The sequence below is a fragment of the Chryseobacterium sp. 22543 genome, from assembly GCF_052044565.1.
Lineage (GTDB): Bacteria > Bacteroidota > Bacteroidia > Flavobacteriales > Weeksellaceae > Chryseobacterium.
In genome coordinates, this window is sequence record NZ_JBQENH010000003.1 from 705,660 (window position 1) to 729,788 (window position 24,129).

General features: G+C 35.8%; 23 protein-coding genes. 18 read left to right on the forward strand and 5 right to left on the reverse strand.

The genetic code is table 11. From position 1 onward, the window contains the following. Nucleotides 1-2: 2 nt before the first annotated feature. Nucleotides 3-503 (forward strand): phosphoribosyl-ATP pyrophosphatase, encoded by a 501-nt coding sequence (locus ACTJIP_RS14075; RefSeq protein ID WP_077417775.1) that lies wholly within the window; start codon nt 3-5, stop codon nt 501-503. Nucleotides 504-570: 67 nt separating this feature from the next. Here the strand turns inward: ACTJIP_RS14075 and ACTJIP_RS14080 are convergent, their stop codons facing one another. Beyond that, entirely contained in the window at nt 571-1,296 is a 726-nt protein-coding gene (locus tag ACTJIP_RS14080; RefSeq protein WP_440704733.1) for a TrmH family RNA methyltransferase, read from the reverse strand. Here ACTJIP_RS14080 and tamL point away from each other — a divergent pair. Further along, complete coding sequence (tamL, locus tag ACTJIP_RS14085) at nt 1,282-3,891, forward strand: translocation and assembly module lipoprotein TamL (protein ID WP_428168467.1); 2,610 nt, start codon at nt 1,282-1,284, stop codon at nt 3,889-3,891. The genes ACTJIP_RS14080 and tamL overlap by 15 nt on opposite strands. On the opposite strand, the gene ACTJIP_RS14090 is transcribed toward tamL, so the two are convergent. Both ACTJIP_RS14090 and ACTJIP_RS14095 read right to left on the reverse strand, forming a co-directional pair. Then, a complete protein-coding gene (locus ACTJIP_RS14090; protein ID WP_410493603.1) occupies nt 3,888-4,445 on the reverse strand; it encodes a SanA/YdcF family protein in 558 nt (185 codons plus the stop codon). The two genes, tamL and ACTJIP_RS14090, sit on opposite strands and share 4 nt — an antisense overlap. Before the next feature lie 56 nt (nt 4,446-4,501). Further along, complete coding sequence (locus ACTJIP_RS14095; RefSeq protein ID WP_047384720.1) at nt 4,502-5,626, reverse strand: ferredoxin--NADP reductase; 1,125 nt, start codon at nt 5,624-5,626, stop codon at nt 4,502-4,504. 33 nt (nt 5,627-5,659) lie between these two features. On the opposite strand from ACTJIP_RS14095, the gene ACTJIP_RS14100 reads away from it, so the two are divergent. The 15 genes from ACTJIP_RS14100 (at nt 5,660) to ACTJIP_RS14170 (ending at nt 18,096) form a co-directional block, all read left to right on the forward strand. Continuing rightward, a complete protein-coding gene (locus tag ACTJIP_RS14100; RefSeq protein ID WP_077417785.1) occupies nt 5,660-6,220 on the forward strand; it encodes a TlpA family protein disulfide reductase in 561 nt (186 codons plus the stop codon). A 24-nt stretch (nt 6,221-6,244) separates the two neighbouring features. Then, entirely contained in the window at nt 6,245-7,216 is a 972-nt protein-coding gene (locus tag ACTJIP_RS14105; RefSeq protein WP_440704734.1) for an iron chelate uptake ABC transporter family permease subunit, read from the forward strand. A 293-nt stretch (nt 7,217-7,509) separates the two neighbouring features. Further along, the gene (locus ACTJIP_RS14110) at nt 7,510-7,887 is read left to right on the forward strand and encodes a GxxExxY protein (protein WP_440704735.1); all 378 of its coding nucleotides are present in this window, start codon (nt 7,510-7,512) and stop codon (nt 7,885-7,887) included. 77 nt (nt 7,888-7,964) lie between these two features. Further along, on the forward strand, nt 7,965-8,909 hold the full coding sequence (locus ACTJIP_RS14115; RefSeq protein WP_228408865.1) for an ABC transporter ATP-binding protein: 945 nt from the start codon (nt 7,965-7,967) through the stop codon (nt 8,907-8,909). Between the two features lie 165 nt (nt 8,910-9,074). Then, a complete protein-coding gene (locus ACTJIP_RS14120) occupies nt 9,075-9,527 on the forward strand; it encodes a MarR family winged helix-turn-helix transcriptional regulator (RefSeq protein ID WP_034694513.1) in 453 nt (150 codons plus the stop codon). 54 nt (nt 9,528-9,581) lie between these two features. After that, on the forward strand, nt 9,582-11,975 hold the full coding sequence (locus ACTJIP_RS14125) for a 3-hydroxyacyl-CoA dehydrogenase/enoyl-CoA hydratase family protein (RefSeq protein WP_440704736.1): 2,394 nt from the start codon (nt 9,582-9,584) through the stop codon (nt 11,973-11,975). A 78-nt stretch (nt 11,976-12,053) separates the two neighbouring features. Further along, nucleotides 12,054-12,518, forward strand: a complete 465-nt coding sequence (tnpA, locus tag ACTJIP_RS14130; RefSeq protein ID WP_077417793.1) for an IS200/IS605 family transposase — start codon at nt 12,054-12,056, stop codon at nt 12,516-12,518. Between the two features lie 103 nt (nt 12,519-12,621). Beyond that, a complete protein-coding gene (locus ACTJIP_RS14135; RefSeq protein ID WP_047384701.1) occupies nt 12,622-13,800 on the forward strand; it encodes a thiolase family protein in 1,179 nt (392 codons plus the stop codon). Between the two features lie 16 nt (nt 13,801-13,816). Next, nucleotides 13,817-15,607: an acyl-CoA dehydrogenase family protein gene (locus ACTJIP_RS14140; RefSeq protein ID WP_077417795.1), complete on the forward strand. Its 1,791-nt coding sequence runs from the start codon at nt 13,817-13,819 to the stop codon at nt 15,605-15,607. A gap of 85 nt (nt 15,608-15,692) precedes the next feature. Further along, the gene (locus tag ACTJIP_RS14145; protein WP_077417798.1) at nt 15,693-16,238 is read left to right on the forward strand and encodes a hypothetical protein; all 546 of its coding nucleotides are present in this window, start codon (nt 15,693-15,695) and stop codon (nt 16,236-16,238) included. Nucleotides 16,239-16,287: 49 nt separating this feature from the next. Then, nucleotides 16,288-16,599 (forward strand): hypothetical protein, encoded by a 312-nt coding sequence (locus ACTJIP_RS14150; RefSeq protein WP_180563659.1) that lies wholly within the window; start codon nt 16,288-16,290, stop codon nt 16,597-16,599. A gap of 29 nt (nt 16,600-16,628) precedes the next feature. Further along, on the forward strand, nt 16,629-16,964 hold the full coding sequence (locus tag ACTJIP_RS14155) for a YegP family protein (protein ID WP_077417802.1): 336 nt from the start codon (nt 16,629-16,631) through the stop codon (nt 16,962-16,964). Between the two features lie 80 nt (nt 16,965-17,044). Further along, entirely contained in the window at nt 17,045-17,491 is a 447-nt protein-coding gene (locus tag ACTJIP_RS14160) for a phosphohydrolase (protein WP_077418113.1), read from the forward strand. Between the two features lie 10 nt (nt 17,492-17,501). Then, nucleotides 17,502-17,765 carry a hypothetical protein gene (locus ACTJIP_RS14165; protein ID WP_077417804.1) on the forward strand — a complete coding sequence of 88 codons (264 nt, stop codon included), beginning with the start codon at nt 17,502-17,504 and terminating at the stop codon, nt 17,763-17,765. 58 nt (nt 17,766-17,823) lie between these two features. Further along, complete coding sequence (locus tag ACTJIP_RS14170; RefSeq protein ID WP_077417806.1) at nt 17,824-18,096, forward strand: hypothetical protein; 273 nt, start codon at nt 17,824-17,826, stop codon at nt 18,094-18,096. Here ACTJIP_RS14170 and ACTJIP_RS14175 read toward each other — a convergent pair. Together ACTJIP_RS14175 and ACTJIP_RS14180 are read right to left on the reverse strand one after the other, a co-directional pair. After that, complete coding sequence (locus ACTJIP_RS14175) at nt 18,093-18,809, reverse strand: DUF2490 domain-containing protein (RefSeq protein WP_440704737.1); 717 nt, start codon at nt 18,807-18,809, stop codon at nt 18,093-18,095. The genes ACTJIP_RS14170 and ACTJIP_RS14175 overlap by 4 nt on opposite strands. 71 nt (nt 18,810-18,880) lie before the next feature. Then, nucleotides 18,881-20,692, reverse strand: a complete 1,812-nt coding sequence (locus ACTJIP_RS14180; RefSeq protein ID WP_440704738.1) for a TonB-dependent receptor plug domain-containing protein — start codon at nt 20,690-20,692, stop codon at nt 18,881-18,883. 600 nt (nt 20,693-21,292) lie between these two features. Between ACTJIP_RS14180 and uvrA the strand changes: the two genes are divergently transcribed. Further along, nucleotides 21,293-24,082, forward strand: a complete 2,790-nt coding sequence (uvrA, locus tag ACTJIP_RS14185; RefSeq protein ID WP_440704739.1) for an excinuclease ABC subunit UvrA — start codon at nt 21,293-21,295, stop codon at nt 24,080-24,082. The last annotated feature ends 47 nt before the right edge of the window (nt 24,083-24,129 follow it).

Sequence of the window (24,129 nt, forward strand, 5' to 3'; positions counted from 1 at the left end):
CTATGGGCAGAAAATACGAGAGCATAGAAGAATTAAGAAGAAAGAAAAAACTGCTTCAAGGTGAAATAAATGATCTGGAGAATCTTCTTACCTTCAAAAACACAAAGGAAAGCCTAAGTGCATTTACCAATGGATTAAGCGACCAATATCTTCAGGAAAAGATAGATGAAGACGGTGATGAAAAAGTGGTTCTGAGAAAGGACGTCATTGCCAAACAGCTTACCTCAGAAGTAAAAGATCTACTGATTAACAAAAATACAGCTGTAGGAATTGCAAGCTCCGCTTTCAAAGGAGGGAATATTACGGACAGCCTTGTTAAACTAGGGGTTACCGCTATCGTAGGAAACTACGCCAAAAAGAATATGAAAAGCTCCAACTGGAAGAAAAAACTGATTGGTGCGGCATTAATCTACCTCGCTCCTATAGCGTTGAAGTATGTCAGAAAAAAGATGGAAGTATATCAGAAAAATAAAAGTGTTTCCAGCATGGAACAATTGATATAAGGAATTAGGGCTTAGGATTTAGAAAATAATGTTATATTTTCACTCCCTAAGCCCTAATTTCTAAGTTTTATTTTGAAAATAACTGTCCTAAAATAATCCCGGCAGCCATGGATACATTCAGACTTTCTGTAGACTGGGATTTTCCAAATCTCGGGATGCTGATACTTTTTTGTAAAAGTTTTTCAGTTTCCGGTCTCATTCCATTCCCTTCATTTCCTAAGATCAGATTGATCTTTTCAGGTTTTTCAAATGTATAAATGTTCTCCCCTTCCATATCCGTTCCGATATTTACATTTTCTGTTGCAGAAAGATATTCCACAAGATCAGTATACACAACATGAACTCTGGTAAAAGAACCCATAGTAGCCTGAATCACTTTCGGATTGTAGACATCTACGGTATCTTCACTGCAGATAATCTGTTCTATTCCGAACCAGTCTGCCAGCCGTATAATGGTTCCTAAATTTCCTGGATCCTGTATTCCATCCAAAACCAGCTGTATATTCTTATCCGCCCATTTTTCTTCCTCAGCAAGATAACATACCGCTACGGAATCTTTTGGTGTTTTAAGAAAACTAATTTTTTTTAATTCATTTTCAGAGATATGAGTAACAGGAATATCAGTACGGTCCAATTTTTGTGGATCGGTTGATAATATTTCTTTAACTTTAAAGTTAGAATTAAAAAGTTCACAAATGATTTTATTACCTTCAACCAAAAACAAATTGTATTTTTGTCTGAACTTCTTTTTATCTAAAGACTGTAAAATTTTTATTGTATGAGCTGTAAGCATTATAAGAATTCTCCTCAAAAATATTATAAAATTATCTCATTTGCAACATTTGTTGGTCTCCTTTATGCTTGTAGTACAACAAAAAAAGTTCCTGAAGGCGAATATCTGCTTACCAAGAACACATTAGGGTTCGAGGATAAGAAAGAATTTTTCGATGAGGAACTCAAAGATTATATTCAGCAAAAGCCTAATAAAAAGCAATTTCTTTTCATGCCATTAAGTCTTCTTCTGTACAATATGGCTGACACGAAATACGATACGATACTTAATGAATATATGACCTATCCCGGAGAGATGAGAAATCAGAAACTGAGAGACTCTTTATTCCTTAAATATAATATGAAAAGCAGTGTTGGAAAAAGCCTGCTGTTCGATCGTTTATTGCATAATTGGGGAACACCGCCAGTGATTCTTGATCAGACCAGAAGTGAAAAAAGTGCTGAATCTATTAAAAAAAGACTTACTTACAGAGGATACTGGGATGCGGATGTAACGTTTAAACATACCCTGGATTCCGCTGCTAAAAAAGCCACTGTTAATTATTCCATTAAGCATAATGACCCTACCCGGATCAAGGATTATTTTTATAATATTCCGGATCAGGGGATCAAAGGTTACTACAACTATAATTTGAACCGAAGTCTTATAAGATCCGGACAGATTCTTGATCAGACTGTTCTTGAAAGAGAAGTCACCCGAATTACTGATTTGATGAGAGAGTTTGGGTTCTATAGATTCAATGCTTCCAATGATGAGGTTTATTTTGTAGCTGACTCTCTTAAAAGTAGAAAACAGGTTCCTTTGACACTGGAAATTCACAAAGATTCTCTGGATACTCCGTATAAAATCTCAACTTTTGGAAATATAGATGTTGCGATTGTAGATGAACCGGGTGATTACCCTAAAAACACAAAAAAAGACAGTTTAAGGAGAATAAGATTCCATACGATGAATGATAAATATAAACTTTCATCCATATGGAGAGCTATTATTCCGGACAGTAAAAAAGTTTTCGACCAGACTAAACTTGACGTAACGAAGAGAAACCTTTTGGCGATGAACAATTTCAGCATCGTTAAGGCAAGAGATTCCCTGAGACAAGGAGGAATGGCATCACCTAACGACAGTATTGTTGATGTTTTATATGTACTGAAACCTCTTCCAAAGTATGAATTTAAACTGGGAACAGATATCAATTACTCTCAGCTCTTAAATCTCGGTATCTCTCCTTCCGTAGACCTTACTACCCGTAATGTTTTCAGGGGGGCAGAAAACCTTTCCACGAGTCTTTCAGGAACATTTGGATCTATCAGAAGTACAAAGGATATTGATAAAAGAGTTGCCGCCTATGAAATATCAGCTCAGGCATCTTTGAATTTCCCAAGGCTTTTGCTTCCATTTAATTATTATAAATTTATCCCTAAACGATATACGCCTACTTCATCTATTCTGTTGGGGGCGTCCATACAGAACAACATCGGTTTGGGAAGAATTATTTTTAATACAGGACTGAATTATCAGGCAAGTGTTAATGATCAGGTATACCATAAGCTTACTTTATTCAATACTCAGGTCAGTTTAACCAAAAATAAAGATGCTTATTACGACTACTTTGTCAATGACAGAAGAGTAAAAGATGAAGTTTTCGGGAATTATTTTATGTTTAACCCGCAAACTGCACAAACTGGTCAGGATTATAAAGATGGAAAACTAAGCGTAGATGAAGTTTCTAAAGAAATTATCGAGAACGATGCTTACCGTGGAAGTCTGAATCAGCAGGGAACAGATCTTTTAACGGCATTTACCGGAACATTGGTCAACAAAGACAGACAAACGCAGGATGTTCTTATTTCTTCCATGATCTATAACTTTGTATACAGTGAAATTGGGAAAAAGGAATATCCAAACGCATTTTATTTTAATGGGAAAGTTGAGCTTGCAGGAAACATTTTAAGCTTATTCAATAAAAAAGATAACGACGGAGGTGTTGTTACCGGTCCTCAGAAAACCATTTTCGGACTGCCATATGCACAGTTTATAAAATTTGATATTGATGCCAGAAAATATTTCAAATTTAATGGAAACCAGACATTAGTACTTCGCCAGTTTATCGGGGTTGGAATACCGTATGGAAATTCTCAGGATATGCCAATCATCAAATCATATTTCAATGGAGGCTCCAACGATATCAGAGCATGGGTAGCATTTGGAGGATTAGGTCCTGCAGATTCTCAAGTGGATGAAAGAGTACGTACTTATATGACAGACAATTTAAAGCTTACTACCAATATTGAATACCGAATTCCGTTCAATAAAACCTATGAGGGTGCTTTATTTACAGATATAGGAAATACATGGAGTCTTCGTAACTATAATGACGGATATGGAGATGAATTTAAATTTAATAAGTTCCTGAAGCAGGTAGGTATCGGAAGTGGATTTGGATTAAGATTGAATATCGCGTATGTAACGGCCAGAATTGACCTTGCTTACAAGATCTATGACCCGAATAAACCTGATGGAGACCGATGGAGATTCAAATATTTCCAGCCTTTTAAACCCACTGTTAATATCGCGTTCGGATATCCTTTCTAATCCGGAGAAACGCCTAAAATAAAATAGACTACAGCAATCACACGGGCGAGGATTTCCCTCGTCTGGTTTCTGTAGAAGCTTTCAGATTTTGTGACATCCTGAGCATCAAATCCCAAAGCATTCATATCATTGTTTCTTGCAAAAAACAAAGCCCTCAGGTTGTGATATCCCTGAGATACAATGATGACATTTTTCTTTTTATAAACATCCTTACAACGGAGAATACTTTTATAGGTATTGAAACCTTTCGGGTCTTCCATAATAATATCTTCCGGAACACCTTCCAGATAAACCAGATAATTTTTCATTGCTCTCGGTTCATTGTACCCTGTACTCTTCTCCCCGCTCACTATAATTTTCTTGATTTTCCCATGGTGGTAAAGAAGAGCTACAGCATCCATTCTTTTCGTAAAATAGGGATTAGATTTTCCGGATCTCATTTTCGGAGATGTCCCCAGGACCAATGCTACCTCTCTTGGTGGGATTTTTGAGATTTTGGTATAGGTTCTCCCGTTGGTAAGCCCGAAAACCCACACATTACAGAAACATATCATCAGAATTCCCAATTCCAATGATATAAAACCCAGGTTAAATATGTTCCTAATGACTCTCAACTAAGATCAAAGTTAAGCTTTATTTTTTTACTTTTCACAATAGACATGCAAGCCAATATATGCCCCTGCTCTTCTTCTCTTTCAGTAAGATACTCATTCTCCAGCAGTTCCACTTCTCCTTCTTCTAAAGAACATTCACAGCTTCCGCAGATTCCGGACTTGCATGAATAAGGAACCGGAAACTTCTGAATCAGAAGCTGCTGCAGGATTTTGTCCTTGTTATCAGGAAGATGAGTTGTATATTTTTTTCCAAGCATGGTAAATTCAACCTCTATATCTTCAATCAGAGGAAATTCTTTTTCTACAGGATAAATATCATCATTAAATTCCTCAAAAAGTTCAAAATGGATGTTCTTTTTCGGAATTCCGTGGTGATAACAGGCATTGGCCAGTGTCTTGATCATTTCTCCTTTTCCGCAGATCAGCACTTCGTCCACCGCATCCCAGATCGTAGATTCTTCATCGGTATCATCCAAATGGAGAATCTGATTGATGATAAGATTTAATTTCTTGGCATCCAATCTGCCATAAAAAAACTGATCTCCTGTTTTCTCCTGTGAGAAGAAATAAAATATCTGAAGTCTGTCACCACATGTTCTGGCAAGATTATCCAATTGATCACGGTATACCAGGTCTTCTGAACTTTTATTTCCAAAAAATAAAAATAACCGGGTTCTGGGTTCTGTATGAAGAATATTCTTAAAGTGGCTCAAAATCGGGGTAATTCCAATACCGGCAGCAAAGGCTACAATGGTTCTGAACTCACTTGGCTTAGAAACCAATGTAAATCTTCCTGCAGGTTCACTCACCCATAGAATATCATCCGCATCATAGTTTTGAAATAACTGGGAAGCAGCACCTTCAGGGGAATTCATCTTTATTCCTAAACATATTTTTCCCTCATAAGGTGCCGAAGTCATTGAGTAATCATTAATAACCTCTTTACCATATGCCTGAAATTTTATACTGACGAACTGCCCGGCTTCAAACCTGAAATTTTCTTTTAAATTCTCAGGAATATCAAACTCCAGAGAAAAAGTATTTTTGGTCAGCTCTTCCTTTTTCGCTATTTTTAACGGATGAAACTGTATCAGTTTTCCTTTATAGATTTGTTGTTCCATAACTTCAATTCAAAAATAGATAAAAAATAATTTATGAAGAAGATAATTTTATCCACGTTACTCCTTACTGCATTGTACAGCTGTAAAAAAGAAGGCCAGAAAACTGAAAATACTGCAGCTGCAGATTCTCTTTCTGTAACCCAACCAACAGGTGCTGAAGAAAGTACGTATGTTCCCAAAGAACTTTCTCCTGAAAATGTAAGTCAATATTTAGCAAAAAACAATGATACTTTATATGTCACCAACTTTTTTGCAACCTGGTGCGGCCCATGCATGAGAGAAATTCCAAGTTTTAAAAGTAAAATGGATGAACTGAAGGGTAAACCTGTAAAATTTACTTTCATAAACCTTGACGATAAAGCTGATTGGGCTGGTGCTGTAAAGAATTTTGCAACAGAAAATAAGCTGGGAAAAAATGTTATCTTACTTGATGGACAAAAACTAGATCAGAATTTCTTCGCTTCCAATTTCAAACAATGGGACGGAGGCTCTATTCCTTTTACTTTCATGAGAAAAGGAGATAAAACCGATGAATATCTGGGAATGATGACGGAAGATGTATTAAATTCAAAAATCGATTCTTTCTTAAAATAAAATAGACTGAACTCTTTCTAAATCATGTCAAAAAGATTTAAAATCCTGTGTTTGCTATTTATGATTGCCATTATTATGAGTGCTGTCATCAATCTGAACACAGGGTTTTTAAGTTTAAGCTTCCAGGATTTCTTTCTGGATTCTGCTCATAACCAAATTGCCGAAATCCGCATCAACCGTGTTTTGGTAATGATGCTGGCCGGAATTTCAATTCCTACTTCAGGTTTTCTGATGCAGGAATATTTTCAAAACCCGCTGGCAGGACCTGATATATTGGGAATCACTTCGGTTGCCAGTCTGTCTGTCGCCTTTTATATTTTCTTTTCCCACAATATTTTACTTCCTGAGTTTTTACAGAACAGTTTTCTCAGTTTATCAGCTATTGGAGGAAGCTTGCTCTTAATGCTGATATTGTTGTCGATGTCTAATAGATTTCAGGACAAATCTTATCTCATTATTTTTGGGTTTCTTGTATCTGCTTTTGCCGGGGCAATTGTATCACTGCTTCAGTTTTATGCAGAGAATCAAAGCTTGAAAAACTATGTATTATGGTCTTTCGGAGCCAATAATATGGTGACCAGAAACCAGATTTATGTGTTGCTTGTTTTGGTTTTAATTGGAGTATTGATCTGTTTTAGAGCTATAAAACCACTTATTGGAAATTCTCTTGGGAATTCCTATGCACAAAGTTTAGGAGTAAATCTGAAACAGCTGAAACTTTTAATAATAGTTGCCTCCTCTCTCCTTTCAGCTTCTGTTACTGCATTTCTAGGACCTATTCTCTTTATAGGAATTATTGTCCCTCACTTCTGCAGACTTGTCTATAATCCATCCAAATTATGGCAGCAATGGATTCTTAATATGTTTCTGGGAATGCTGATCATGCTGCTTTTCTCGGTTATTGCAGAAAAAACTCAGATTCCTCTGAATGTAATAAGCTCTGTATTTGGAATTCCCGTGATTCTGATGATGCTTTTGAAACAGAATAAGGTGTAGTTTTTTGTTGGATAAACGCAAAGACGCAAGGATTTTTTATACTAACGCCTATTTTAAGGTGCAAGAAAATCAAGGATTTTCAGCAAGCGTCGAGTATATGATTCTATGGCTTTAAATATTCAGTATTCAATTTATCGTAGATAAAATCTTTGCGCCTTAATAAAATATAACGCTTTTAATAGCTTTTTTTGCGCCTTTGCATTTACCCAATAGCATACCTAAATAAATTATTGCACCTACATTCCCGTACTTACCTAACAATTCATATATTTAAGTTCAATAAGGCACCACAAATGACAGAAAATAAACTATCAAAAATTGTTTTTGAAACAGGATTAAAAATTCATAGAAAACTTGGAGCAGGTTTATTTGAACATGTATATGAAGAATGTATGTACTATGAATTAACAAAAGCTGGATTTTTAGTAGAAAAACAAAAGTTTCTTCCCATCATTTATGAAGATTTGAAAATAGACAATGCCTTTAAACTTGATCTGATGGTTGAAAGCAAAGTAATTCTGGAAGTAAAAACAGTTGAATATATATCGCCTACTCATAAAGCACAGCTTTTAACTTATTTAAAAATGGCAAATTGCAAATTGGGGTTATTACTCAATTTTCAATCTGATGTTTTCAAAAATGGTGTAACAAGGATTGTAAATAACCTGTAAAGAAAAAATATAAAAATTTTGACAAAGTCAGATTCCTTGCGCCTTAAAACCTTATTTTTGTAAAACATTCTGCGCTTATGCGTATAATCAAATCAAGTATGCACCTACAGATCAAACAGGCAAATATCGGCTACAATACAACTTTAATTTCCAATGCCAATGCGGACTTGAAGCTTGGTGATGTATGCCTGCTGATTGGTAATAATGGGGTTGGGAAAACAACGCTGATCAAATCTATTCTGCATCAGCTGCCTTTACTGAATGGGGAAATTTCTATGAACGGGAAAAATGTAAAAAGTCTTTCTGTAAAAGAAATTGCGGAGAATATTGCTATTGTTTTTTCAAAGTCTGTTATTCCGCAGCATTATACGGTTGAGGATCTTATTTCTTTGGGGAAATACATCTACTACCCTTTTTATTTTGAGTTAAAAAAAGAAGACCGTGAAGAAGTGGCCCACATCATTGAAGAACTGGATTTAAATCAATACCGATATACCCTTTTGAAAAATCTGTCAGACGGAAACCTTCAGAAGGCTTTTATCGGACGGGCGATAACCCAAAATTCCCCGATCATCATTCTGGATGAACCAACTACTCATCTGGACGAAAAAAACAAAATCATTATTCTTAAAACTTTGAGAAAACTGGCTAAAGAACAGAATAAATTGATCCTGTTTTCTTCTCATGATTGGAGGCTAGCCAAAGAGTTTGCAGATAAAATATGGTATGTAAAGGACAATCATCTGTATTCTGGAATTGTTGAGGACATTCTTCTTCAGCATGAGGAGCTCACCAATGCATCATTATTTCAAATTAATGAGACTTTTATTCCGCCTTTCATCTCGGCACCCCAGTTTCACAAGGAAATGCTGTATTCTCTGCTTCAAAAAAACTTTCAAAAAGACCTATCTGCCTTTAATTTTGACTTTCAGAATGCTTTTTGGGTAATTACTAAAGATTCCTCTACTTACCAATGTGAATCTTTTGAAGAAATCATTGATTTAATTACAAACATTCATTAATACTAGATTTTCTTTGATCAATTCACATACTATGCATGCATAGTATTATGCTAATCATACAATTTAATCTATTTATTCTCAGGTTATTAACAAAATTTAACGTTAATAAATACTATGCATGCATAATATTTACTAAATTTGGGTAAAACCATTGGCGCAAAAATGATGGATAATAATAAGGAAAAAATAGAAAACGTAGATTTAATTTTAAAGCAGACCTGGTTGGCTGTTTCTAAAATGTACACAGAATTAGCCCAGGAACATGATTCCACAGCGGTACAGGCGCTTACTCTTCTTAAAATTGATCCCAAAGAAGGAACCCGAAGTACCAATCTTGGTCCTAAGATGGCTATTGAACCCACTTCATTAACGAGAATCATCAAACTTCTGGAAGATAACGGATATATCTATAAGGAAAAGACAACCACTGATAAAAGAGAGGTTATCATTAAGCTTACAGATAAAGGACTAAACTCCAGAAACATGTCAAAGGAAGTCGTTGTCAACTTCAACAAGAAGGTGATGGAAAAAATTGCTCCCGAAAAGCTGGATGCTTTTAAAGATGTGATGACTGAAATCATGAAAATAGCAAACGAATTATTAAACAACAGAAAATAAATTATGATGAAACCTCCGGGTGGCATATAATCTTATAAAAATAAAAATTTACATATGAAAAGAAGAATCAAACATGTAACGGTTCTTGGTTCAGGAATTATGGGAAGCGGTATCGCGGCTCACTTCGCCAACATCGGTGTTGAAGTATCACTCTTGGATATTGTTCCTTTTGAACTTACTGAAGCTGAACAGAAAAAAGGTTTGACCAAAGATGATAAGGTAGTAAGAAACAGAATTGCTTCCGAAAACTTTGAAAAACTTAAAAAAGCAAGTCCTGCACTTCTTTATTCACCAAAGTTTGCAGACAGAATTAAAATCGGAAACTTCGATGATGATCTTCCGAAAATAAAAAACACAGACTGGATCATTGAAGTGGTAGTAGAAAGACTTGACATTAAGAAGTCTGTATACGAAAAGATTGAACAGTTCAGAAAACCGGGAACATTAATTTCTTCTAATACATCCGGGATTCCTATTCATTTCCTGACAGAAGGAAGAAGCGAAGATTTCAAAAAGTACTTCGCAGGAACACACTTCTTCAATCCTGTAAGATATCTTCCTCTTTTAGAAATTATCCCTACTAACGATACAGCTCCTGAGATCATCGATTTCTATATGAACTACGGGGCGAAATTCCTAGGTAAAACTACCGTTTTAGCCAAAGACACTCCAGCTTTCATCGCCAACAGAATCGGTGTATTCTCTATGATGGATCTTCTTCACAATGTACAGAAATTAGGACTTACTGTTTCTGATGTTGATAAATTAACTGGTCCGGTAATAGGACGTCCAAAATCTGCTACGTTCAGAACAGCTGATGTTGTAGGTCTTGATACTTTGGTAATGGTAGCCAACGGCGTTCGCCAGAGTGGTGCTGAAGCTAATGATTTCAATGATGTTTTTGCGCTTCCAGGCTATATCCAGAAAATGATGGATAATAAATGGCTAGGTTCAAAAACAGAACAAGGTTTCTATAAAAAAGTGAAAAATGCAGAAGGAAAATCTGAAATTCACGGATTAAACCTTGACACTTTAGAGTATGAACTTCAAGGAAAATCTTCATTCCCTACCTTAGAATTAACAAAAGCGATTGACAAACCAATTGACAGATTCAAAGTTCTGATCGGAGGTAAGGATAAAGCTGGTGAATTATACAGAAAATCGTTAGGAGCATTATTCGCTTACGTTTCACATAAAGTTCCTGAAATCTCTGACGAGGTTTATAAAATTGACGATGCCATGAGAGCAGGTTTCGGATGGGAAAACGGACCATTTGAAATCTGGGATGCCGTAGGTGTTGCCAAAGGTATAGAATTGGCAAAAGATGCAGGATACGAAGTTTCTGACTGGGTGAAAAATGTAGAAACTTTCTATAAAGTTAATGATGAAGGGCAAAGTATTTACGTTGATAAAAATTCAGGAGAATACAATAAAATCCCAGGTCAGGATGCATTCATCATCTTAGATAATATCAGAAAAAACAAAACACTTTGGAGTAATTCTGGTGCTTCTATTGAAGATTTAGGAGACGGAATTATCAACTTCGAGATCCGTTCAAAAATGAACTCTCTTGGAGGTGAAGTTCTTGATGGATTAAACAGAGCAATTGATTTAGCAGAAAAAGAATATGATGGATTAGTTGTAGGAAACCAGGGAACTAACTTCTCTGTAGGAGCAAACCTTGCTATGATCCTTATGATGGCTATCGAGCAGGATTGGGATGATTTGAATATGGCGATCGCTTACTTCCAGAAATCAATGATGAGAGTACGCTACTCCTCTATTCCTGTAGTTGTTGCTCCTCACGGAATGACTCTGGGTGGAGGATGCGAAATGACAATGCATGCCGACCGAGTGGTTGCAGCAGCAGAAACATACATTGGACTAGTAGAAACTGGTGTAGGTGTAATTCCTGGCGGAGGTGGTACTAAAGAACTGACTTTAAGAACTTCCAGAGAATTCCATAATGATGATGTTAAAAACAACAGACTTCGTGATGCTTTCATGAATATTGCAATGGGTAAAGTAGCAACTTCTGCGTATGAAGCTTATGACATGGGAATCCTTGAAAAAGGAAAAGACATTGTTTTCGTAAGCAAAAACAGACAAATTGCTGAAGCTAAAAAAGTAGCAAAACTATTAGCAGAACAAGGCTATACTCAGCCAATCGAGCAAAAAGTAAAAGTTCTTGGTAAAGATGCATTAGGAATGTTCTACGTAGGAACAGACCAAATGCTAACCGGAAACTTCATCTCTGCACACGACAAGAAAATTGCAGATAAACTAGCCAACGTAATGGTAGGTGGAAATCTGTCTGAACCAACAGTCGTTACAGAACAATATCTATTGAATCTTGAAAGAGAAACCTTCCTTCAGCTTTGTGGAGAAAGAAAAACTCTGGAAAGAATCCAGTACATGTTACAGAACGGAAAACCTCTAAGAAACTAGCGGAAGCTCCGTAGGAGCGAACTGTTAATAGATGAATAATTTAAATTGGAGAGCCTCGTAGAGGCGGCCTGTTAATTTATGGCAAATACATACACTCAGATTTATATTCAAATTGTTTTCGCTGTAAAAGGAAGACAAAATCTGATTTCAAAAGAAAACAGAGAAGAATTACATCAGTTTATTACAGGTATTGTGTCCAATAGAAACCAAAAGTTATTCGCAGTTTTTGCAATGCCAGACCATGTACATATTCTCGTAAGTATGAATCCGACCCTTTCGGTTTCAGATTTAGTAAGAGATATTAAAGCGGGTTCTTCAAAATTCATCAATGAAAAAGGGTGGATCAATGGAAAATTCAATTGGCAGGAAGGGTACGGAGCTTTTTCATATTCTAAAAGCAGTGTTGATTCTGTTGTAAAATATATTTTAAATCAGGAAGAACATCATAAAAAGAAAACTTTTAGAGAAGAATATCTGGATTTTATGTCAAAATTTGAAATAGAATATGATCCAAAATATTTATTTGAATGGGTTAGCGATTAACAGGTCGCTCCTACGGAGCTCTACAAAGAAAGCATAAACAAATATTATGAACAGTTTACCTCTACGAGGCAAAAAAGTCTAAAAATAATTTAATTAAAACAAAATGAAAACAGCATATATAGTAAAAGGTTTCAGAACTGCCGTTGGAAAAGCTCCAAAAGGAAGTTTAAGATTTACAAGACCTGATGTCATGGCGGCTACCGTTATTGAAAAATTAATGGCAGAACTCCCACAATTAGATAAAAACAGAATTGATGACCTTATCGTAGGAAATGCAATGCCGGAAGCTGAACAAGGGCTGAACGTTGCACGTCTGATCTCTTTGATGGGATTAAATACCGATAAAGTTCCGGGAGTAACCGTCAACAGATACTGTGCTTCAGGAAGTGAGGCTATTGCTATTGCTTCTGCAAAAATTCAGGCTGGTATGGCAGATTGTATCATCGCGGGTGGTACTGAATCTATGTCATACATTCCGATGGGAGGTTACAAACCGGTTCCTGAAACGGATATCGCAAAAACAAACCCTGATTACTATTGGGGAATGGGTTACACGGCTGAAGAAGTTGCAAAACAATATAATATTACGAGAGAAGAGCAGGATCAGTTTGCTTTTGAATCTCATATGAAAGCTTTAAAAGCTAATCAGGAAGGAAAATTTGCCAACCAGATTGTTCCGATTCCTGTAGAATATAACTTCCTGGATGAAAATCAGAAAATGCAGACTAAAAAGTTTGATTTTTCAATAGATGAAGGTCCAAGAGCTGATACTTCTTTAGCTGGTTTAGCAAAATTAAGACCTGTATTTGCCAACGGAGGAAGCGTAACAGCCGGAAACTCTTCTCAAATGAGTGACGGAGCTGCTTTTGTAATGGTAATGAGTGAGGAAATGGTAAAAGAATTAGGTTTGGAGCCTGAAGCAAGATTAGTTGCTTATGCAGCAGCCGGATTAGAGCCAAGAATCATGGGAATGGGACCTATTTATGCTATTCCAAAAGCTTTAAAACAAGCAGGTTTAGAATTAAAAGATATTGAATTAATCGAATTAAACGAAGCATTCGCATCACAATCTGTTGCCATTAAGAAAGAATTAGGCTTAAATCCTGATATTCTAAATGTAAACGGAGGAGCCATCGCATTGGGTCACCCTCTTGGATGTACAGGAACGAAATTAACAGTTCAGCTTCTTGACGAAATGAGAAAGCGCGGAAACAAATACGGAATGGTTTCTATGTGCGTTGGAACAGGCCAAGGCGCAGCTTCAATCTTTGAATTATTATAATTAAAAAACAAAAATAATGAGTGATACACTTAATAAAACATTAAAAGGCGGTGAGTTTTTAATTAAACAAATTCCAGCTAATGAAATTTTCTCTTTGGAAGAACTTTCTGAAGAACAAAAAATGCTTCGTGATTCTGCTAAAGAATTTATAGACAGAGAAGTAATTCCACAACATGACCGTTTTGAGAAAAAGGATTATGCATTGACTGAAGAAACAATGCGTAAATTAGGAGAAATGGGATTATTAGGAATCACTGTTCCTGAAGAATATGGCGGTTTGGGAATGGGATTTGTGAGTACAATGTTAGCTTGCGATTATGTTTCCGGAGGAAATGGTTCATTAGCTACGGCTTATGGAGCACATACGGGAATCGGAACTCTTCCGACTCTACTTTACGGGAATGAAGAATTGAAAAAGAAATACCTTCCGGATTTAGCTACAGGAACAAAATTCGGTGCCTATTGCTTGACTGAGCCGGATGCAGGATCTGATGCCAATTCAGGGAAAACAAGAGCAAAATTGTCTGAAGACGGAAAACATTACATCATCAATGGACAAAAAATGTGGATTTCCAATGCAGGTTTTGCAGATACTTTCACATTATTTGCAAAAATTGATGATGATAAAAACATTACAGGTTTTGTGATCAACCGTTCAGAATTAGAAAATCCAAACAGTTTAACATTTGGTGAAGAAGAACATAAATTAGGTATTCGTTCCTCTTCCACCCGTCAGGTTTTCTTCAATGATATGAAAATTCCTGTTGAAAATATGTTAGGTGAAAGAAACAACGGTTTCAAAATCGCTTTGAATGCATTAAATGTTGGTAGAATTAAATTAGCTGCAGCAAACCTTGACGGACAAAGAAGAATTTTAAACCATTCTATTCAGTATTCAAATGAAAGAAAGCAATTTGGTGTTTCTATTTCTACTTTCGGAGCAATCAGAAAGAAAATTGCAGAAATGTCAACCGGAGTTTTTGTGAGTGAAGCTGGTTCTTACCGTTTAGCAAAAAATGTTGAAGATAAAATTGCAGACTTAGTTGCTGGCGGAATGGATCATCAACAAGCTGAATTAAAAGGTGTTGAAGAATTTGCAGTAGAAGCTTCTATCCTTAAAGTTTTCGTTTCTGACCTTACTCAAAATACAGCTGATGAAGGAATCCAGATTTATGGAGGAATGGGATTCTCAGAAGATACACCTATGGAATCTGCATGGAGAGATGCCAGAATTGGTAGAATTTATGAAGGTACCAACGAAATCAATAGATTATTGGCTGTAGGAATGCTTATTAAGAGAGCAATGAAAGGTGAATTAGATCTTTTATCTCCTGCAATGGCAATCAGCAAAGAATTGATGGGTATCCCTTCATTTGAAGTTCCAGATTATTCAGAATTCATGAGTGAAGAAAAAGCTATTATCGCAAATCTTAAGAAAGTATTCCTGATGGTTTCCGGAGCTGCACTTCAGAAATTCATGATGGATATTGAAAAACAGCAGCATTTATTATTAAACGCTTCTGAAATCCTTAACCAAATCTATATGGCAGAATCTGCAGTATTAAGAGCAGAGAAACACTTCTCTCCTGAATCTGTAGAAGCAGCTATGGCTCAGCTTAATCTTTACAAAGCGGTTGAGAAAATCATCTCTGCTGCTAAAGAAGGAATCGTTTCTTTCGCTGAAGGAGATGAACAGAGAATGATGCTTTCAGGATTAAGAAGATTCACAAAATATACCAATCATCCGAATGTAGTAGCTTTAACTGAAAAAGTTGCGGCTCACTATATCGAGAAAGGAGCTTATTAGTCTTTAATAACATAAATTTGATTCAAAACGCCTCATTACGGGGCGTTTTTTATATATTTAATGTAATAATCTTTATTTTTTATTGATGAATTTAAAATTATATGTTTTTATTGTATTTCTGATTCCCGGAATTATTTTTTCACAACGAAAGCCCAATGATACCCTTAGAGGCAGCAGCCTAATGGAAGATCCGATTATAAACAAAATAGTATATGCCTACCAAAACAAACCTGAGAAACCTAAAAAAATAGTTAACAGTGAACGGACCGCCTTTTGTGGAACAGAGCTGATGAAGGAATTTGAGGAAGAAACATGTATTACAACAAGGATGATTCTTAATGATTATCCTTTTTTAATAAATGAAATTAAGAAGCTTGTCAATCACTATCCGAATTATATAAGATCAGATATATTTTGGATAGACAGAAAAAAAGAAAGGAATGATAAAAGCTTACGGAGTTACAGGGAAGAAACATTAAAAAAATGGGAATCAAAAGGCAATCACTCCTATTTTTCAATTCTCATTATTTCTGATAAAACCAATAACAGTCATGAGGCTACAACCCTTACAATCAGATTTTCCGGGAAAACAATCACAAAACACTACAGATTATTACTGAAGGATCAATAATTTTTGCTAATTTTATTATAACTAAAAACCATAAAGCGCGAAACATAATATGAAGACATTATTTCCCCTACTCCTTTTATCTGCTTCTCTGACGGCACAAAAAAAGGAAAACTTAATTCCTATTCCAAAAACAGATACCGTAAAAATTGTCAGCAAAGGGAAATTCCCCGGAAACTTTGCGCTGAAATCAAATCAGTCCCGGATAGGACTTTATAAAATGTTGATTAAGAAACCTAACGATACTACGGCTTATCTGGCTTTGAAAGAATCCTCAAAGGACTATTCACAATACAAAATTTTAAACGCGATTACTCCTGACAAATTCCAGATAAGTCCAAAGAAGCTTTTACCATCTAAATAATACAACACAAATTCAAAAAAACGATAAACATGGGAAAATTTATTATCTCTAAAAGAACAAACGGAGACTTTCAGTTTAACCTCAAAGCAGGAAACGGACAGGTAATTTTAACCAGCCAGGGTTACAGCACAAAACCATCCTGCGAAAACGGAATCGGATCTGTAAAGACCTATTCACAGGAAGATTCAAAATTTGAAAGAAATACAGCCAATGACGGCAGATGTTATTTCAATCTTAAAGCAGGAAACGGACAGATCATAGGAACCAGCCAGATGTATGAATCTGACAACGGCATGGAAAACGGAATAGAGTCTGTAAAGAACAATGCTCCGCATGCTCACGTAGAGAATGAGGCAAGTCTTTAAAATGAATTGAAATAATCTTAATAAAAATGTCTTATTTTTTTAAGGCATTTTTTATTTTTGTATTCTATTTTTCATTAGAAATGACAAAAGAAGAATTACTGAATAGAGCAATCAAAATTGCTGACAAAGCCCATAAAGGACAAACCGATAAATACCATGCTCCATACATAGCCCACGTGATGCGCGTGATGGAATATGGCAAAACACTGGACGAAAAAATCGTTGGAGTACTGCATGATGTCGTAGAAGACCATCCGGTGGAATTCAGTCTGGATTATTTAAGGTCTGAGGGGTTTCCTGAATATATCATTTTCGCCATCAGCTGTCTTACCAAATTTGATCCGGAAGAAGATTACGATGATTTCATTAAAAGAACAGAAAGATCTCTGCTCTCGGTTGCCGTAAAACTGAATGACCTTCGTGACAATATGGATCTTAGAAGAGTAAACAGAGAACTTACGCCTAAGGATATTAAAAGATTCAATAAATATCTGAAAGCGTACCGTTATCTGATAGAGAAGTATTAATAAAAAATACATGACTAATAACCTTCCTGAAATTTCATCAGCTTATCAATCCAAGCTGGTCTCTGCTATTGTATCTATTTCAGTTTTTTTCCTGATCTATCTGATACTTATACTCGCCTCACTCCTGATGATATTCTTATTAGGATATGGGGCTATAAAACTGTTAAGTATTTCTCTCAATTACTTTACCGTTTTTGGTGCAGCAGGATTGCTAAGTGTTGGAGTTTTTGTATTTATATTTCTTGTTAAATTTATTTTTAAAAAGACACATTAAATTGTAGCTGAAATCAAAGTAAAAACTCCACAAAAAGTTTTTCTTTCACCTGATGTGAATGCTATTAAAAGCAGAAGAACCCTTTAAACAAAAGACCAGGGAACTTCTTGAAAATTCAGCTTATAAGGAAGCCTTAACTGGTGAAGATAAAAATCTTTTACAGGAATTTATAGATTCTGAATATATTTACTTCAACAAAGACAAATATCTTGAGCATGAGGTAGGTGCTATATCTTTGCTGATTGAAAAATACCGGGCATTACTCAATGATCACTATCTTAATTCTAAGCTGGATTTATTAAATTTTCAGTCAAGTTTACGTAAGAATTAATCTGCACCTGGGAAATCGTAGGTCTTCGTGTGATGATCCGTCCCATCGATGTTGATGTTTAACGCAAGGTAAATGAAATGTAAATTTTTGTTCCCTTTCGCTTCAAATTCACGCTGCCAAAGATATCCGCTCACGATTCCAAAGTAATCATCAATCTGATACCCAAAACCACCATAAACTCTGTTTCTGGCAAAGCTAGGTTTCATAGGGCTTACAAAGAAAATTTCGTCATACGCATTAGCGAAGACAGTACCTTTCTTTATTGTTTTGGAATTTAAAGGGACACTTACATTCAGACGGTATCTGTAACGCATTCTCTGGGAAGTAAGATCTGTTTTAGGCTCATAGAACCAGCTTTTTTCAACACGAAAACGGTTTTCAAACTTTACGATGCCTTTTTTAAAATCAATGACATCCTGAAGCCATACTCTGAATTCCTCTCTGCTTAAACTGTGCTCTTTATAGTTGACATATCTTCCCAATCCTACGAAAGGCTTGTGGTTTTTGGTAAGATTATACCCTATTCCCCCTTTTATCTCATAATAATCGGGGTAGGTATAATCTTCATTACCACGCATCTGCCCTTCTGCATAAAGGAAAAATTTTGGATGAAACTTATAGGTCAGAGTCACTGCATTGAAGCTGGAAATATGTTCCTGTGCTTTAAAAAAAGAAATTCCAAGTAGTAAACCTAGGCCTATAAGACGTTTCATAAAAAATTTTTGCAAATGTATATTTTTTAACAATTTGTTAATATTAACTTTCATTAATATTAAATTAACACCTACTTAATATTAATTATGTAAGAAAAACCAATGTGGAACCACCTTTGCGGCATTGCCACCCCAAATGCTTCCGTATAATTTGTATTGGTAATATTATTAACCAAAACGTAAACTGAGTAGTCTTTTTTAGCAAAACTCAGCTTTTCATCAACAAGATTATAAGTTCCCAGATTTACTCTTTCATTGTAACGGTAAACAAGCTCATTGGTGAAGTTTTTCAGGAATTTCACTTCTAATTTGGAAATAAACTGGTGTCTCAGATTGTCCAGAATATATCTTGAAACCAAACCGTTTTTCTCTTCATATTTACTGTCGATATACGTATACCCAACTGTGTATTTCAGCCAGTCTAACGGCCTATGACTCCACTCTGCTTCAATCCCTTTCGTTTTGATGTCTCCTACATTCTCGGCAAACCAAATTTTGTCTTTAAGGTCATTTTTAACCCAGTCAATAGAATTGCTGGAGTTCCTTAAAAACCCGCTTATTTTAGCTAAAATTCTGTTATTTTGATATTGATATCCTACCTCGGATGAAAGCGCATTTTCAGGCTGTAAATTCGGATTTCCCTGTTCTGTTCCGCTGACATAATAAAGTTCAGTAAAGGTTGGTATACGATGTACTTTTGCGATATTTCCGTAGATTTTACTATTGGGATTAAAGTTATAGCCGACATCCAAACCAGGATAAAAGAAATTTCCTTCTTTAGAATAGTTGGCCCATGAAATTCCCGGACTGATGTTCAGTTTTTTATCCAGTAATGAAAAATGGTGCTCAAAGAAAACCTGAGATACAAAGCGGTTTCTATCCCCCAGATTACTGCTCACTAAAAATTCTTTTCTCAATTCTACTCCAATTCCGGTGGTTCCCAATCCCCATTGGTAGCTAGAATTTACCTCACCGCCTACATTATTTCCAATATGCATATTTCTGTAAAAATCAGGATTCCATCTGTCATAAAGATACATATCCTGTCCTCTTCTCCAGTATACATTTGAATTAAGCTTTAGTTTCCCAAAAGTCTGCTGATGGGCTACACTTACAATCGAAGCCTGTGTTTCCTCGTATTGTTTTGTTGCAGCACTGGAAGCATAAAAACCGTTGGCTCCGAATTTCTTTTCCGAAAAACCGGCCTGTACCCTTACGTCTCCGTTTTTGATATTCAGCTTTCCCTGATAAAATACATTTCTGATCTCATAATCAGTATTGAACATATATCCTTCTGAAGAAGCAGAATTGGCCTGAAGGGAGTTGGTAAACTTTTCATTTCCTATCTGCGCGTTGAATCCAAGGCCATACGTACTGAAATCTCCCCCATCTGCACTGATCTTAACTTTCTTTCCGGGAACTGTTTTAGTAATAATGTTGATAACACCGGCATAAGCATTCTGCCCAAAACGTCTGGCAGCGGGCCCTTTTATGATTTCTATCCTTTCTACGTCATCCAGGTCAACCGGGATATTCATATTGTTATGCCCGGTCTGGGAGTCATTCATCCTGATTCCGTTCAGAAGCAGAAGAACTTGCTCAAAAGAACTGCCCCGGAAGCCGATATCACTCTGTACCCCATTGGCTCCTCTCCTTCTGATATCCATTCCTGGTACCTGCTGAAGAATTTCGTCTATACTTCTAGCCGGAGAATTTACAATATCTTCTCTGCTGATAACGCTGATATTCTGGTTGGCACTTTTATAAGGTGTAGAGATAAATTTTCCCTGAAATTCAATGCTTTCAATATCTGTTGTCTTCTCCTGTGCATTTACCCAAAGTAAAGATCCCAGAAAAAAAGCACTTCCTATCTTTTTGATCATAATCGTTCCGTAGTTTTTCTTTTATAACAGATTCCAAAAGTAAGGGAGTTCACCAAGACAGACAAATGATAGTTGTCATAAAAAAAGATGCAGCGGAATGCTGCATCTTTGTGAGGGATTAATTCTATCTTTTCTTCATTAAATGTGTAACCAGATCTCTGAATAATTTTCTCATTTCTTATTACATATTTAAGGGTACAATTTTAAATAATTTTAAAACACAAAACAATAGTTCAGCAAAAAAAAATATAACATAATTTATAAAACTTTATAAAATACCGTGAAATAAACAGTAAAACAAGAATAAATCACAAACCCAGTTTCATTTTATCATTTCCCATTGATTATATTTTATTTTTATTTCTCTGATTTACCATTTATAATAATAATTTTTAACAATAATATATGCATAAAATTTTCGCTAAAAATTCGTAATTTTGTGGGTCTTAATTTTACGATGAAAGTATTCTTTTTCAAAGCTAATTTTTGAGGAAAATATTTAAAAGTTCAATTGATGACAGCCTTGGAATATTCTGTGGCAAAACACCATTATACTGGCAGCCTTAATGCTGTACAGTTACTTTTATGAATAAACAAAATATGGCTAATACAACAGAAATAGACATAAAAAAACAGATTTTTGTTAAGAATGCACATCTTAACAATCTGAAACATATAGACGTCCTGATCCCGAAGAATAAACTGATTGTTATTACAGGAGTTTCAGGAAGCGGTAAGTCATCTCTGGCCTTTGATACTATTTATGCTGAAGGGCAGAGAAGATATGTTGAAAGTTTAAGTTCCTATGCGCGTCAGTTTTTGGGGAAATTAGAAAAACCAAAAGTAGATGACATTAAAGGACTTGCGCCGTCTATTGCAATCCAGCAGAAAGTTATTTCTTCCAATCCACGTTCTACGGTAGGAACATCTACGGAGATCTATGATTATATGAAGCTTCTTTTTGCCAGAATCGGGAAAACCTTTTCTCCTGTTTCGGGAGAAGAAGTAAAAAAAGATTCGGTTTCTGACGTGGTAGATTTTATCAAAGCTTCCAAAAAAGATACTTCTTTTTTATTGACTGCTCCTTTAGAATATGATACTGACAATTTCAAAGAAACACTGAATATTTTAAAGCTAGCGGGTTTCACAAGACTTGAAATCAATGGAAACTTAGCCGGAATCGAAGACCTGGAAAGCTTTGGATTTGCTCCTGAAAAAGGAATGACTATCAATCTTGTCATTGACCGCTTTTCCTATGAAGAAGACGAAAGCTTTTTACAAAGACTTGCGGATTCTATTCAGATGGCATTTTATGAAGGACGCGGCTATTGCTCATTAAAAAATACAGATACTGAAAAAGTAAAAGAATTCTCCAATAAGTTTGAACTTGACGGAATGGAATTTCTTGAACCGAATGTTCATTTTTTCAGCTTTAATAACCCATATGGAGCATGTCCTGCATGTGAAGGATATGGAAAAGTAATCGGAATAGACGAAGATCTTGTAATTCCCAATAAGACATTATCCATCTACGAAGATGCTGTTGTCAGCTGGAGAGGTGAAACCATGAGTGAATGGAAAAAAGATTTCATCAAAAAAGCAGGAGACTTCCCTATTCATAAACCTTATCACCAATTAACAAAAGAACAGAAAAACTTCCTTTGGAAAGGTGACGGAAAAAGTAGTTTTCCATCCATCAATAATTTCTTCAAAATGCTTGAAGAAAACTTATATAAAATCCAGTACAGAGTAATGCTTTCACGCTACAGAGGAAAAACCCTTTGTCCTACGTGTGAAGGATTGAGACTTCGTGAAGAAACCAGCTGGGTAAAAGTGGACGGACATAATATCCAGTCGATGATAGAACTTCCTTTGGATGAACTGGCTCCGGTAATCAATGGGTTACAGCTTTCAGATCATGACAAAGAGGTTGCCAAAAGGCTTATCTATGAAATCACAACCCGTCTTGAATTTTTATTAAAAGTAGGATTAGGCTATTTAACATTAAACAGGACTTCCAATACGCTTTCAGGAGGGGAAAGTCAGAGAATCAACTTAGCAACAAGCTTAGGAAGTTCTTTGGTAGGTTCTATTTATATCCTGGATGAACCTTCTATTGGTCTTCACTCCAAAGACACGGAAAACCTGATTGAAGTATTGAAAAATCTTCGTGACCTTGGAAACACCGTAATTGTGGTAGAACACGATGAAGATGTAATGAGAGCCGCAGATTATATTATTGATATTGGTCCGGAAGCAGGTTATCTTGGTGGTGAACTGGTATTTGCCGGAGATTATAAAGATCTGAAAAAAGCAAATACTCTCACTTCAGAATATCTTACCGGAAGACTGGAAATTGAAGTTCCGAAGAAACGAAGAAAAGGAAAAGAATGGATTCATATCAAAGGAGCTCGTCAGAACAACCTTAAAAATATAGATGTAGATGTTCCACTGGAAAGCCTCGTTGTCATTTCCGGGGTTTCAGGAAGTGGAAAATCTACTTTGATGAAAGAAATTCTTACGAATGACATTCAGATCCAACTTGGAATGGGAGGTAAAAAAGGAGACTATGATTCTGTAGAATTCCCGAAAAAACTAATCAAAAATATTGAACTTATTGATCAGAATCCGATTGGAAAATCATCCCGTTCAAATCCGGTAACTTATCTGAAAGCTTATGACGACATCCGTGATCTTTTTGCCAAGCAGAAAGTAGCAAAAATGATGGGTTACAAGCCTAAACATTTCTCTTTTAACGTAGATGGCGGAAGATGTGATGAATGTAAAGGAGAAGGTGTTATCAACGTTTCTATGCAGTTTATGGCTGATATCGAGCTTGAATGCGAGGTTTGTAAAGGAACACGATTCAAAAACGAGATTCTTGAGGTGAAATTTGATGAGAAAAACATCTCGGATATTCTTCATATGACCGTAAATGAAGCGCTGGAATTCTTTAAAGATAATAATGAAGAGAAGATTGTAACAAAACTGAGACCTCTTCAGGAAGTCGGTTTAGGATATCTGCAGCTTGGACAAAGCTCTTCTACCCTTTCCGGTGGTGAGGCACAGCGTGTAAAACTGGCTTCATTCCTTGTAAAAGGAGTAACAACGGATAAAACTTTATTTATCTTTGATGAACCTTCCACAGGACTACACTTCCATGATATTCAGAAGCTGTTGAAATCACTGCAGGCATTGATTGATCTTGGACATTCTGTGATTGTTATTGAACACCAGCCGGATATCATCAAATGTGCCGATTATATTATTGATATTGGTCCGGAAGCAGGAAAACATGGTGGTGAAGTTGTATTTGCAGGAACTCCTGAAGATCTGATAAAAAATAAAAAATCTTATACCGCAAAATACATCAAGGAAAAACTTGAATAATAAAATTAAAAGCGACTGTTTTAAAAATAGTCGCTTTTTTTATGTCA